Below are 12674 nucleotides of genomic sequence, written 5' to 3'. Positions count from 1 at the left end.
AAGGAGCACGCCATGAGCGGCAAGAAACCCCTGATTCAGGAAATCGAACAGGCACAGCTGAAAAGCGACGTGCCGGTGTTCGGTCCCGGTGACACCGTCACCGTGCAAGTAAAAGTGAAGGAAGGCACCCGTGAGCGTCTGCAGGCGTTCCAGGGCGTGGTGATTGCGCGTCGCAATCGTGGCCTGAACTCCAATTTCACTGTCCGTAAAGTATCCCACGGCGTGGGTGTGGAGCGAGTATTCCAGCTGCACAGCCCGCTGGTCGATTCCATCGAAGTCATCCGTCGCGGTGATGTTCGTCGCGCCAAACTGTACTACCTGCGTGAGCGTTCCGGTAAATCCGCGCGTATCAAGGAAAAAATCCGGTAATACGCGATGCGCTCCGGTTGCGAGCTACTGTCGCTTCAGCCTTTGCTGTAGGGCATTCGGAAGCGACCTCTGGCCGAGCAAGGATGCTCCCACCGGGCACAAACAAAAAGGCCGCCCCCTCCAACGGACGGGGCGGCCTTTTTATTTTGCGGCGGAGGGTTAGCGTTTGGCTAGTAACCGGTACAGGAACAACAGCACTAATGCGCCGACGATGGCGGTGATGATGCTGCCAATCGATAACGAATTTGATGCCGCTCCCGCGCCGATTCCCACCAGGGAACCGAGCCAGCCGCCGACGAAAGCACCGGCGATACCAATCAGAATGGTAATAATGAAGCCGCCCGGATCCTTGCCCGGCATGATCCATTTTGCGATCACTCCGGCGATCAGACCCAGTACGATCCACGAAAGAATTTCCATAGGGCACTCCTTACCTCTGGTAACTCAAAGCCCTTCGAGTATGCCCCGTATGAGGGCGCGGCCCTGGTAATAAATAGTAAAACCCTGGCCATACTAAGTCCGTTGGTCTTGGAGGCGTGAATTCCCGCTGTATTCGCTGCCAAGGCAGCTTCCCACAGTGGCTCCCGTGACTTTCCGTGGGAGGCTGCCTTGGCAGCGAACAGGCTTGCCGGCAGCGATTCCGGCGGACAGAATTCCGGAATGAAAAAACACACCATGAATGCATTACCCGAATCCCAACAGCGGATAGTGGACGCCTGGCTCGACAATCAATGGCTGGAACGGGGTCTGAGCCGCAATACCCTGGAGAGCTATGGACGGGACCTGCGCCAGTTCGGCGAGTGGCTGGGCCGGGAAGAGCATACCGCGCTGGAACGGTGTCAGCGTTACCAGCTGTTGCAGTTCCTGGCTCACCGCCATGAACAGGGGTTGGGCGCGCGGTCCGTGGCCCGACAGCTTTCCGCGTTGAAGAGTTTTTTCCGCTGGTTGAAACGGGAAGGGCGCATCGACGAGGACCCCACTTTGAACGTGGCGCGCCCGAAAACCGGCAGGGCTCTGCCAAAGAGTCTCAGCGAGGCCGATGTGGAAGCGCTGCTGGCGGCGCCAGACCTGGACGATCCGCTGGGGCTGCGCGATCGAGCCATGCTCGAGGTACTGTACGCCTGTGGCCTGAGGGTGTCGGAGCTGGTTGGCCTGACCCTGGGGCAGGTCAATCAGCGCCAGGGTTTGGTGCGAGTGGTGGGAAAAGGGGACAAGGAGCGTCTGGTGCCTCTGGGAGAGGAAGCATTGTACTGGCTGTCGCGTTATCTGCGGGAGGCCAGACCCCTGCTGATTCACCCGGATCAGGATGTGGTGTTCCCGAGCCGGCGCGGGGAGCCGATGACGCGCCAGGCATTCTGGTACCGGATCAAGCAGATCGCGATCAGCGCGGGGGTGCAAAAGGCGTTGTCACCCCATACACTGCGCCATGCGTTCGCGACACATTTGCTCAACCATGGGGCGGACCTGCGGGTGGTGCAGTTGTTATTGGGGCACAGTGATTTGTCCACCACGCAGATCTATACCCATGTGGCGCAGCAGCGGTTACAGACGCTTTATGAGCAACATCATCCCCGGGCGGGAACTTGAGGCGTCCGTTGCCACTCAAATAACGATAGTCGCCGCAGGGGGCGGCGTACCATTGGAGAATGTCATGAAAAGGATAATGATGGCGGCCCTGGGATTGGTCGCGGCCACCCTGGCGGTGGCGGATTCGGGGGTGGATGAGAAGGCGATCAGGAAGAGCTTCGCCGGCACCTTGCCCCAGTTTACGATCAGCAAAGTCGAGCCGGCGCCAGTGCAGGGCATGGCCCGGGTGGAACTCAAGGGCGGCGGTGGAAGCCAGTGGGTCTATACCAGCGGCGATGGCCGTTTCGTATTTACCGGTGATGTGCTTGAGCTGCGGGACGGCAAGCCGGTGAATCTCGGGGAAGAGCGCCTCGAGAAGGTGCGCAAGGCCGGCCTGGCCAAGGTCGACAGCAAACGCATGATCACCTATGCCGCCGATGATCAGAAGGCGGAAATCTACGCTTTTACCGACATTACCTGTGGCTTCTGCCGCAAGATGCACGAGCACATCGAAGAGTACAACGAGGCCGGAATCACCGTGCATTATCTGGCCTTCCCGCGCGGCGGGCCGGCGTCCGAGGCGGCCGAGGACATGCGCCACATCTGGTGTGCCAAGGACCGCGCCGCCGCCCTTACCGACGCCAAGCTGAAGGACAAGATCGTCGAAAATGCACTCGGCAGCTGTGCCGGCCAGGTGAACGACGAATACGCCCTGGGCGTGGAGTTCGGGGTACGCGGCACGCCGGCGATCTACACCGCCGAAGGCACCCAACTGGGCGGTTATCTGACTCCGGCGCAAATGCTGCAGCGACTGCAGCTTTAAGCGGGCTTTCCTGCCCCCGGGATACATTGACGGCGCCTCCTGGCGCCGTTAATGTGTCCGGCTTCCAGTAACCCCGCCACGGCCCGTGACGTGCCTGTTTCGGTACGGCCCCGGACCGCGCCATCTTTTTTGAAGGATTCAGCCGTGGAAGCCGATTTTCAGCGTATTCGCCGTTTGCCGCCTTATGTCTTCAATATCGTTGGAGAGCTGAAGAAAGCGGCGCGAGCGCGGGGTGAGGACATCATCGATTTCGGCATGGGCAATCCGGACCAGCCGACCCCGCCGCACATCGTGGAAAAGCTGGTGGAAACCGTGCAGCGTGGCGATACCCACCGTTACTCCCAGTCCCGTGGCATTCCCCGTTTGCGCAAGGCCATCACCGACTGGTACCAGCGCCGCTACAATGTGGCGCTGGACCCGGAATCCGAGGCCATCGTCACCATCGGCTCCAAGGAAGGACTGTCGCATCTGGCGCTGGCCACCATGGGGCCCGGGGACACGGTGATGGTGCCCAATCCCAGCTACCCGATCCACCCCTATGGCTTTGTCATCGCCAACGCGGATATCCGTCATGTGCCGCTGGTGCCGGGGGTGGATTTCTTCGAGGAACTGGTGCGGGCGATCAAGGAGGCCTGGCCAAAGCCGAAGATGCTGGTGCTGAATTTTCCCGGCAATCCCACCGGCCAGTGCGTGGAGCTGGATTTCTTCGAGAAAGTGGTGGCGATCGCCCGGGAGTACGGTATCTGGGTGGTGCACGATATCGCCTATGCCGACATCGTTTTTGACGGCTATGAGGCACCGTCGATCCTGCAGGTGGAAGGCGCCCGCGAGGTGGCGGTGGAATTCTTCTCACTGTCCAAAAGTTACAATATGCCGGGCTGGCGGGTCGGCTTCTGCTGCGGCAACAAGGAGCTGATTCACGCTCTGGCGCGCATCAAGTCCTATCTGGATTACGGCACCTTCACGCCGATCCAGGTGGCTGCTATCGCCGCTCTGGAAGGCGACCAGAGCTGTGTCTCCGAGATCCGCGATCTGTACCTGAAACGCCGCGACGTGCTCTGCGATGGCCTCAATGACCTGGGCTGGACGGTGGAAAAGCCCCGCGCCACCATGTTCGTATGGGCCCGTATTCCGGAACCCTACCGGGCGCTGGGATCGCTGGAATTCTCCAAGAAGCTGCTGTCGGAGGCCGGCGTGGCGGTCTCTCCAGGCGTCGGTTTCGGCGAATACGGCGACGACCATGTGCGGTTCGCCCTGATTGAAAACGAGCAACGTACCCGCCAGGCGCTGCGGGGCATCAAGAAGATGTTCCGCGCCGACGGGCTGATAACGGGCTGACATCGTCGGCCCGGTGCACTACGCGCACCCTGGATTACATCTATTCTGGAGAGGACCAAGTGAAGTCGATTAAGGTTGGGATCGCTGGCCTGGGCACGGTGGGCTCAGGCACCGTCAATGTACTCAAGCGCAATGCAGGCGAGATTGCCCGGCGCGTGGGGCAGCCCATTGAGATCGCTCACATTGGTGCGCGGCGTGAAAATCCCGCCTGCGACATTACCGGTATCCGGGTGTCCCGGGATGTGTTCGAGGTCGCCAACGACCCGGACGTGGATATCCTGGTGGAATTGATCGGCGGCACCGACGTCGCCCGCGAATTGGTGCTCACCGCCATCGGCAATGGCAAGCATATCGTCACCGCCAACAAAGCGCTGATCGCCGAGCACGGTAATGAGATCTTCCAGGCTGCCCAGGAGCATGGCGTGGATGTGGCCTTCGAGGCGTCCGTGGCGGGCGGTATTCCGATTCTCAAAGCACTGGGCGAAGGTTTGGCGGCCAACCATATCAATTGGGTGGCGGGCATTATCAATGGCACCGGTAACTATATTCTCACCGAGATGGAGCAGGGGGCCCGTGGTTTCGACGAAGTGTTGGCGGAGGCCCAGGCGCTGGGCTACGCGGAAGCGGACCCCACTTTCGACGTGGAAGGGGTGGACGCCGCTCACAAACTGACGATCCTCGCCTCCGTTGCGTTCGGCATCCCGTTGCAGTTCTCCAAGGTCTATATGGAGGGCATCAGCCGCATCACCATCGAGGACGTCAATAGTGCCGCCCAGTTCGGTTATCGCATTAAACATTTGGGGATCGCCAAAGACACCGGCAGCGGTATTGAGCTGCGTGTGCATCCCACTCTGATCCCGCAGGAAGTGATGCTGGCGGGGGTCAATGGGGTGATGAACGCGGTCATGATCGACGGCGACGCGGTCGGCCCGACCCTTTACTATGGCGCCGGCGCCGGCGCCGAACCCACCGCCTCGGCGGTGGTGGCGGACATCATCGAGCTGGGCCGTGAACTGACCGTGGATCACCACGAACGGGTACCTTATCTGGGCTTCCATGCCGATCAGATGTCCGACGAACCGGTGTTGACCATCGAGGATATCTCCTGTGGTTACTACTTGCGGCTGCACGTCCAGGACAAAGCCGGCGTGCTGGCGGACGTGACCCGCATTCTCAGCGACAACAACATCAGTATCGAGGCCATGGTGCAGAAGGAAGTGGACGAAGGGTTGGTGCCCATCGTTATCCTGACTCACCGGGTGCGCGAGGGTGACATGAACGAAGCACTCAAGCGAATCGCTGCCCTGGACACCGTGGATAACGATATAATGCGTATTCGCGTCGAGACCCTGGACGCCTGAATGAACAATGCCGGCGGACTGCTGCCCGCCGGCTACAGCGTGATGCGTGCAAGCGTGTTGCGTGCTAGTGAAACAAAGAGAGAGCAACCATGCCATTCCGTGACCGCTACACAGGCCTGATCAACCGTTACCGCGACCACCTGCCGGTGAATGACGACACGCCGATCATCAGCCTGGGCGAAGGCAACACCCCGCTGATCCGGCTCAAGAATATCCCGCGCCTGCTCGGCAAGGACGTGGATATCTACGTCAAGTACGAAGGTCTGAACCCCACCGGGTCGTTCAAGGATCGCGGCATGACCATGGCGGTGACCAAGGCGGTGGAAGAGGGCAGCAACGCCATTATCTGTGCCTCCACCGGCAATACCTCGGCGGCGGCGGCGGCGTATGCCGCGCGGGCCGGCATTTCCGCGTTCGTATTGATTCCGGAAGGCAAGATCGCCATGGGCAAGCTGGCCCAGGCTATGATGTACGGCGCAATGATCATGCAGATCCGCGGCAACTTCGACCAGGGCATGGAACTGGTCAAGCAGGTGGCCGAGAAAGCGCCGGTCACCATCGTCAACTCGGTGAACCCGTTCCGTCTGCAGGGTCAGAAAACCGCCGCTTTCGAAATCGTCGAGGAGCTGGGTCGCGCACCGGATTATCACTGTCTGCCAGTGGGCAACGCGGGCAATATTTCCGCCTACTGGATGGGCTACAGCGAATACCACAAAGCCGGTATCGCCGGCAGCGTACCGCGCATGGTCGGCTACCAGGCCACGGGCGCGGCGCCGTTCCTGCGTGGCGCGGCAGTGGAAAACCCGGAAACCGTGGCCACCGCCATCCGCATCGGCAACCCGCAGTCCTGGGACAAAGCCTGGACCGCGCAGAAGGACTCCGAAGGCTGGTTCGACGAACTGACTGATGAGGAAATCCTCGCCGCGCAGAAACTGCTGGCGCAAAAAGAAGGGGTCTTCTGCGAACCGGCGTCCGCCGCCTCCATTGGTGGCGCCATGCGTGACATCAAAGCCGGCAAGATCGCTGAAGGCAGCACCATCGTCTGCACCCTGACCGGTAACGGGCTCAAGGATCCGGATACCGCCATCGCGCAGTGTCAGCAGGAATTGTCCTCTGGTGCCCGTATGGTCACTATCGACGCCGAACTGGACGCGGTGAAAAAAGCCATTCTGGATAATCTGTAACTTTCTCCTGAATCGGCGAGGGCAGGGCCTTCGCCGATTTTCACTGTGTTTTCCGGGGCCTTCACGCGGCCCGGCAAGACGCGCCTGACGTGACCTTACCCGTTTGATTGTGATACACCCTTAGGGGTGATCGACCCCGGTTCGCCTTTCAGCGTTGACGCTGATAGCGGCGGCGGGCACGTCGTAATCCGAAAAAACAGGCAGCAAGGAACGAATCCTTACTTCAATCAAAAGTTCTGACTCGACTGGGGAGAAGCCGATGGCAGACAACAAACGGGCCCTGCCGGCCCTGGCGCTGGGCGCCATATCGCCTTTGTTTCTGGTGCAAAATGCGCAGGCGGGCGCTGAACTCAGCGCTGGCGTCTGGTGGGTGTACCAGTACGTGGACAAATCCGATTTTGGCGGTCCCAATTCCGCCTTTGACGCCGACCTCGACCGGGAAACCGGCGGCAATTTCGCCGATCCGGCGTTCATTCTCTACGCCGATGACGACGGCGGTTACGGTCCCTGGCGGTTCAGTGCCGAAGCCCGTATCGGACGAGGTTCCTTCACCGACGTCAACAACAACAGCAGTGGCGATACCTTTGCCATGCACAAAGCCTGGATCGGCTACGAATTCAACGACCACACCTTACTTAAAGTGGGTAAAAGCCAGGTGCCTTTCGGTTGGAAGACGGGCAACTTCTGGCCTGGCGACGGCCTGCAGGGCGGTTATGGCGATCAAATGGATGTCGGCTTCAAGCTGAGCGGTGACGCCGGCGATTTTCACTACGACGCCGCCTATTATCACCAGGACGACTGGGGCGAGGACAGCACCGATACCCTGGACGACAACGGCCACTGGGGCACCAGTGACAGCTACCGCAAGCTGAAAACCGGTGTTCTGAATCTGGACTGGCGTTTCCTGGAAGGCCATACCATGGGGGCGTCGGTGCAATACGGACGGATGCAGGACCTGACCGCGGACACCGCCTCCGGCCGCAAGGCCGACGGCGAGCACGTGGCCTATGATCTTCACTACCTGTATCAGCGCGGGCCCTGGAGCTTCAAATACCGCTTTGTCGACGCCCGCCGTGACTTTGGCGGTCTCGATGCCTTCCTGGCCTCCGATGCCGCGCCCGCGGACGAGGAAGTGAAAACCCAGCGGCACGTGGCCGAGGTGATGTATCAGAATCGCAACTGGGCGTACTACCTGGACGGCGGCGTGGCCAGCACCGACACCCGTAACAATGATGCCGGTGATGTCCAGTTTTACGCTCCGGGTATTCGTTACAAGTACGGTCCCGGCTGGCTCTATCTGGAATACCTGTGGTCCGACGGTGACATCGACGCCAACGGTGATGTCTACGAAGGTAATTTCAACGCCGCCTACGTGGCGTTTGATTTTTATTTTTGAGGGCGGGTACGCCTGCACGCAACACGCTGGCACGCCAAATCCAACGCCTGCTTGCAGCTCTTGGAAAAACGTCATGCCGGACTTGATCCGGCATCTTCCTCTACGCGGCGATGCGCCCTCCAAAGTGTGTTAGCGTGTCGGCGTGTTGCGTTTTATGCTGTATGCCGGTTAATCGCCATCTGTAACTTCAACAATGCCGGGAAATGCCGGCCCAGCGCCGCCTTGCCGGTGGTCAGCAGGGCTCCGGCAAGATCCCGGTCCCGATCCGCCCAGCAGTAAATGCTGATGAAACCCAGATGCCCGAAGGCGTTGCTGGTACCGGGCCCGTACAGGCTCAGGGCGCGGGCACCGAGCATGAAGCCCGGCGAGAATGCCAGCGGTACCATCAAGGTACGGTCCAGCCGGCCGCCCTTGGTGGCCGCCCGTCCCGTGGCGAAGCGCACGGTCTCCGGGCGGAATAACCGCTGGCCCTGATAGCGGCCGTCATCCAGCAGCATCTGGAAAAAACGGCCGGCCTCCTCGGCGGTGGCGTACAGGTTGCCGGCGGGGATGGTGGCGTCGAGAAAACGGGGATCGTTGGACAGGTCCACCACCTCGTCCAGCGGAGCGCCCACGGCGTGGGTAAGAAAGGCGTTTACCGGTGGTAATTGCAGGCCGGTTACGGCGTTTTTCGCCGGCGCCACCGCCGGCTCCCGCAGTCCAAAGGTGAAATAACGCATCCCCATGGGGCGCCGGATCACCCGGTCCAAAAGGGCGTTGATGCTCTCCCCGGTGACGCGCCGGATCACCTCGCCAAGCACGAAGCCGGCGGTAATCGCGTGATAAGCCTGCTGGCGCCCGGGGTTTTCCGGTTTGGCGCGGCACAGCAACGCCATGATGCGGTCATAGTCGAACAGGTCCTCCGCCGCCACCGGCTCATGGATACGCGGCACCCCGGCACGATGGGTCAGCACGTGCATCAGCGTGGTCCGGTGCTTGCCCATGGCGCCGTATTCGGGGATGTAATCACACACTGGCCGGTCCAGATCCAGCTCACCTTGTTCGGCCAGATGATGCACCAGCATGGCGGTGACCGCCTTGGAGGCGGAAAACAGACAAACAGGCGTATCGGTGGTGAGGCGGCGCCGTTGGTCGGCATCGGCGTAACCGAGGGTGCGATTCAGGAATACTTGTCCCTGGCGGCGCAGACACAGGGCGATGGCGGGATTCATACCGGTACGGTAAAGCCCGCGGGCATGGCGCCAAATGGTGGCCACCTGTTGAGGCCGCAGCCCGGCCTCAATGGCGGCGCACTCGGCTCCCCGGTCGGTGATCGGTGTCAGATGGTCGGGAACGGCGATGGCGCTGGTGCTGAAGCCGTTGAGCAGGGAAAGGCTGGGCATGGTCATGGGGTCCCTATCGCGGATGGCCCGATCAGGGCTGTTGTATGTGCCCGGCTATGGTGGACAATGGAGACATCAGATGGCTTGGCGCCGCTGCCCTGGATCCCTGACCCCAGGGCCATCGGCGGCGTCGGGCGCAACCGAACAGGTGACGCTATGACGACGGTAAAACAATCTGATTTCCAGAGCTTCGCGGAGTTCTATCCCTACTATCTGCAGGAGCATACCAACCCGACCTGCCGGCGCCTGCACTTCATCGGCACGCTGTGTCTGTTCGCGCTGTTGTTCGGTGTGCTGCTTTCCGGTAATTGGTGGGGGCTGCTGCTGTTGCCGGTGGTGGGCTATGGGTTCGCCTGGGTGGGGCATTTCTTCTTCGAGAAGAATCGGCCCGCCACCTTCAAGCATCCATGGTACAGTTTGGCCGGCGATTTCGTGATGTTCAAGGATATCCTGACCGGGCGTATTCGCTGGTGAGTGAACGGCAACGGGTACGGCTTTTTCAGCCCGGTATCGCCGAACAGAAGGCTGCTTCCGGCAGGCCGGATCTGGACAGCCCGGAGCGGATCGACCGCATGGTGTCACTGTTCTATCAGCGGATCCTCGAGGATCCGCTGTTGGCGCCGGTGTTTCTCGACGTGGCGCGGATTGATCTCGATGAGCACCTGCCGCTGATCGCGGCTTTCTGGAAGAAGCTGTTGCTTGGCGATGACCGTTACAATCGGCATATGATGGCCAAACATCGGGCGGTGGACGACAAGGCGCCGCTCACCGGCGCGCATCATGAGCGCTGGCTGGCGTTGTTCGTGGCCAATCTGGATGAACACTTCGAAGGCCCGCTTACCGACCGCGCCCGGCACCTCGCCGCGCGCATCATCGACAATCTCTACGAGCAGCTGTCACAGCGCCGTTGAGTCGTTCCCCTTTTCTCGACCTCCACTACGAAGCCGCTGTGGGAAGCTTGCTTGCAAGCGAATCTTCTGCCCCGATAGATCATTCGCTTGCAAGCAAGCTTCCCACAGCGGTCTCGCAGAACCTATGTTGCATTCAGGCCCGCGCCGTTATCCCAGCACGCCCTCGTCCCGCAGCGCCTGAAACTCCGCCTCGGACAGTCCCAGTTCCTCACGCAGTACCGCTTCGGTGTGAGTGCCGGCCTCGCCGCCGGGCCAGCGGGTGCCGCCGGGTGTGTCGGCAAGGCGGGGCGTGATGGCGGGAATTTGCAACGGCTTGCCGTTGATCTCCACCTGCTGGAACAAACCGCGCGCCTGGAAATGCGGGTCCGCCAGCATATCGGCGGCGCTGTAGATCGGGCCACAGGGGACCCGCGCCTCTTCCAGCCGCGCCAACACCCGGGGGCTATCCTGGCCGGCGCACCAGTCGCCGATGATGGCGTCCAGCTCCGCTTCGTGCTCCACCCGCCCCGGGTTGTGAGCCAGACGCGGGTCATCGGCCAGATCGTCACGGTCCATGGCCTGCATCAGCCGTTTGAAGATGGAATCGCCATTGCCGCCGATGATGACGTATTTGCCATCGCCACAGCGGTAGGTATTGGTGGGAACAATGCCGGTGACGGTGGAACCGGACGGTTCACGAATCAGGCCGGCGCCATCGAATTCGGGGATCACCGCTTCCAGCAGATTGAACACCGACTCGTACAAAGCCACGTCCACTACCTGGCCCTGTTGGCTGCCGTGCCGTTCCAGCAGGGCCAGGGCGATGCCAAGAGCCGCGTGCAGGCCGGCGATGGTGTCGCCCAGAGACAGGTTCGGGCGCACCGGGCGTTCGCCGGGAAAGCCGTTGACGTAGCGCAGGCCGCCAACCCCTTCGCACACCGAAGCGTAGCCGGGTTTGTCGGCGTAGGGCCCGTCCTGGCCATAGCCGGAGATGCGTGTGTACACCAGCCCGGGGTTGCTTTGCAGGAAGCGTTCCGGGCCCAGTCCCCAGGATTCCAGCGTGCCGGGCCGGAAGTTCTCGATCAGCACATCGGCGCGGTCGATCAATTGGCCGGCCAGCTCGCGGCCGCGGTCGGTCTTCAGGTCCAGCGTGATCGAGCGTTTGTTGCGGCCCAGACTGCGCCACCAGAACGACGTGCCGGTGTCATCCAGGGACCGCCAGCGGCGGATTGGATCGCCACCCGGCGGCTCCACCTTGATCACATCGGCGCCAAAATAGGCGAGTAGCGTGCCGGCAAAAGGGCCGGCCAGCAGTTGGCCGAGCTCCACCACGCGGATGCCGGCCAGGGGCAGGGAACGTTCGCTCATCGGGTCATCCTTATTCTGTTGGGTGCATTGTGCCCGACAACAGAGGGTGGGCGAACCCCGTGCTACAATCGCGCTTCGCCAATAACAGGAGTCCCCATGACCCCGGAACGCTATCGACGGTTGCTGGATACGTTGAATCGCCGCCAACCGGATCTCACCGTGATCATGGAAGGGGTGCACAAACCCCATAACATCGCCGCCGTGGTGCGCACCTGCGATGCCGTTGGCATCCTCGATGTGCATGCGGTGCTGCCGGAAAACCGGGCCAAGGTGGCGGCGGGTACCGCCATGGGCTCGCAACGTTGGATTAATTTGCACAAACATAAGGACGGGGTGAGCGCCATCGAGCAGGCGCGTGCCCAAGGCATGCAGGTGCTGGCTGCCCATTTTTCCGATACCGCGCTGCCGTATCGGGAGGTGGATTTCACCAAACCCACGGCGTTGTTGCTGGGCACCGAGCGCTTCGGTGTCAGCGAAGCCGCCGGCGCCGCCGTGGATGGGCATGTGATCGTGCCGATGATGGGGATGGTGGCGTCGTTCAATGTCAGCGTGGCGGCGGCGATCATTCTGTCCGAGGCCTGCGAACAGCGGCGCGCGGCTGGATTCTATGATCAGCCCCGGTTGGACCCGGAGATCTACCGGAATACGTTGTTTCGTTGGGCCCATCCGAAACTGGCGGGCTATTGCGACCGCTATGGCGTGCCCTATCCGGAGCTGAACGACAGTGGGGAAGTGCGCCATGCCACGCGCTTCAACGCGGAGCTATCCGCCGCCAAGGCGCGGCAGGAAGCTGCCTCGTGAGTGCGCCTGCGCCGCTGGCGCTGCAAGCTCGTCTGAACGCCTTGCTGCCCGAAATCCAGCTCCGTGCCACGCCGTTGCCGCTGGTGCCGGAGCTGTCCTTATGGCTGCTCGACCGTCTGCTGGCGGATCAGCGTCTGGATCAGGAGGTGGCCAATGCGTTGATGGAAGCACCGCCATACTGGTCGTTATGCTGGGC

General features: G+C 61.5%; 13 protein-coding genes. 10 read left to right on the top strand and 3 right to left on the bottom strand.

Annotated features, from left to right (window positions below; all coding sequences use genetic code 11):
• The first annotated feature begins 12 nt into the window (after nt 1–12).
• Nucleotides 13–369, top strand: coding sequence for a 50S ribosomal protein L19 (rplS, locus tag A6D6_RS05565; RefSeq protein ID WP_133490533.1), 357 nt, complete (start codon nt 13–15; stop codon nt 367–369).
• Nucleotides 370–528: 159 nt separating this feature from the next.
• On the opposite strand, the gene A6D6_RS05560 is transcribed toward rplS, so the two are convergent.
• Complete coding sequence (locus A6D6_RS05560; RefSeq protein ID WP_022995502.1) at nt 529–789, bottom strand: GlsB/YeaQ/YmgE family stress response membrane protein; 261 nt, start codon at nt 787–789, stop codon at nt 529–531.
• A 255-nt stretch (nt 790–1044) separates the two neighbouring features.
• Here A6D6_RS05560 and xerD point away from each other — a divergent pair, with 255 nt between their 5' ends.
• The 6 genes from xerD to A6D6_RS05530 all read left to right on the top strand — a co-directional run bounded on the left by xerD (nt 1045) and on the right by A6D6_RS05530 (nt 8037).
• Nucleotides 1045–1956, top strand: a complete 912-nt coding sequence (gene xerD / locus A6D6_RS05555; RefSeq protein WP_133490534.1) for a site-specific tyrosine recombinase XerD — start codon at nt 1045–1047, stop codon at nt 1954–1956.
• 64 nt (nt 1957–2020) lie between these two features.
• The gene (locus tag A6D6_RS05550) at nt 2021–2758 is read left to right on the top strand and encodes a thioredoxin fold domain-containing protein (RefSeq protein ID WP_133490535.1); all 738 of its coding nucleotides are present in this window, start codon (nt 2021–2023) and stop codon (nt 2756–2758) included.
• Between the two features lie 144 nt (nt 2759–2902).
• A complete protein-coding gene (alaC, locus tag A6D6_RS05545) occupies nt 2903–4096 on the top strand; it encodes an alanine transaminase (protein ID WP_133490536.1) in 1194 nt (397 codons plus the stop codon).
• A 59-nt stretch (nt 4097–4155) separates the two neighbouring features.
• A complete protein-coding gene (locus tag A6D6_RS05540; RefSeq protein ID WP_133490537.1) occupies nt 4156–5457 on the top strand; it encodes a homoserine dehydrogenase in 1302 nt (433 codons plus the stop codon).
• A gap of 89 nt (nt 5458–5546) precedes the next feature.
• Entirely contained in the window at nt 5547–6641 is a 1095-nt protein-coding gene (gene thrC / locus A6D6_RS05535; protein ID WP_133490538.1) for a threonine synthase, read from the top strand.
• A 259-nt stretch (nt 6642–6900) separates the two neighbouring features.
• Nucleotides 6901–8037, top strand: coding sequence for a hypothetical protein (locus tag A6D6_RS05530; RefSeq protein ID WP_159660168.1), 1137 nt, complete (start codon nt 6901–6903; stop codon nt 8035–8037).
• Nucleotides 8038–8189: 152 nt separating this feature from the next.
• Here the strand turns inward: A6D6_RS05530 and A6D6_RS05525 are convergent, their stop codons facing one another.
• A complete protein-coding gene (locus A6D6_RS05525) occupies nt 8190–9419 on the bottom strand; it encodes a serine hydrolase domain-containing protein (protein ID WP_236563998.1) in 1230 nt (409 codons plus the stop codon).
• 156 nt (nt 9420–9575) lie between these two features.
• On the opposite strand from A6D6_RS05525, the gene A6D6_RS05520 reads away from it, so the two are divergent.
• Nucleotides 9576–9893, top strand: coding sequence for an Mpo1-like protein (locus A6D6_RS05520; protein ID WP_133490541.1), 318 nt, complete (start codon nt 9576–9578; stop codon nt 9891–9893).
• The gene (locus A6D6_RS05515) at nt 9890–10330 is read left to right on the top strand and encodes a group III truncated hemoglobin (RefSeq protein ID WP_133490542.1); all 441 of its coding nucleotides are present in this window, start codon (nt 9890–9892) and stop codon (nt 10328–10330) included. The genes A6D6_RS05520 and A6D6_RS05515 overlap by 4 nt, the downstream gene beginning before the upstream one ends.
• Before the next feature lie 147 nt (nt 10331–10477).
• Here the strand turns inward: A6D6_RS05515 and A6D6_RS05510 are convergent, their stop codons facing one another.
• Nucleotides 10478–11677 carry a CaiB/BaiF CoA transferase family protein gene (locus tag A6D6_RS05510; RefSeq protein ID WP_133490543.1) on the bottom strand — a complete coding sequence of 400 codons (1200 nt, stop codon included), beginning with the start codon at nt 11675–11677 and terminating at the stop codon, nt 10478–10480.
• 96 nt (nt 11678–11773) lie between these two features.
• Between A6D6_RS05510 and trmH the strand changes: the two genes are divergently transcribed.
• Nucleotides 11774–12478, top strand: a complete 705-nt coding sequence (trmH, locus tag A6D6_RS05505; RefSeq protein WP_133490544.1) for a tRNA (guanosine(18)-2'-O)-methyltransferase TrmH — start codon at nt 11774–11776, stop codon at nt 12476–12478.
• Nucleotides 12479–12674 lie beyond the last annotated feature (196 nt).

Origin of the sequence: Alcanivorax xiamenensis, assembly GCF_009846745.1 — a bacterium.
GTDB classification, from domain to species: domain Bacteria; phylum Pseudomonadota; class Gammaproteobacteria; order Pseudomonadales; family Alcanivoracaceae; genus Alloalcanivorax; species Alloalcanivorax xiamenensis.
Note: the sequence above shows the minus strand (reverse complement) of the source record. Positions and strands in the feature narration are given on the sequence as shown.